Below are 518 nucleotides of genomic sequence, written 5' to 3'. Positions count from 1 at the left end.
GGGCGAACGCAGCACCTGCGCCTCGATCATCCCATGCAGGGTCTGCTCAAGGTCGTAAGCGACCGCCGTGTCGTTGAATTCCACCAGTACCCGCTGGCGCTCCTCGGCCTGCAACACCGGCAGGCGCTGCAGCAACAGCTCCGGCTCCTGCTCCAACGCCGCAACCATGGCCTCCAGCACCTGGTTCATCTGCCCGCAGATACGCGCCGCGCCGACCTCGGCCGGGGTCATGGCGACCAGGCGGAAGCCTTCGCCGGTATCATCCACGTTCAGCCCCAGCGGATAGTTGCTGCGCTCCTGGCTTTCCAGGGTGGAGATGCCCTCGGTCGCCTGCTTCTGGCTGGCGGTGGCCTGGCTGCTGTGGCGGTAGTTGAGCATCGCACTGAACAGTGGCAATGGCGCCGCCACGCCGCTGCAGCGCTGGGCCAGGGCCAGCGAGGCGTGCTCATGGGCCAGCAGCGCGCTCAGGCGCTGGTGGGTGGCATGGGCAGCGTCGCGCAGGCTGACGCCCGCCAGGT

At 68.5% G+C, this 518-nt stretch carries 1 pseudogene; it reads right to left on the bottom strand.

Annotation, left to right across the window (positions count from 1 at the left end):
* A pseudogene (locus F3J45_RS29705) lies at positions 1 to 518 on the bottom strand (non-ribosomal peptide synthetase); the annotation flags it as partial.

This window comes from Pantoea sp. Ap-967 (genome assembly GCF_011752565.1).
In the GTDB taxonomy this organism is placed as follows: domain Bacteria; phylum Pseudomonadota; class Gammaproteobacteria; order Pseudomonadales; family Pseudomonadaceae; genus Aquipseudomonas.
Note: the sequence above shows the minus strand (reverse complement) of the source record. Positions and strands in the feature narration are given on the sequence as shown.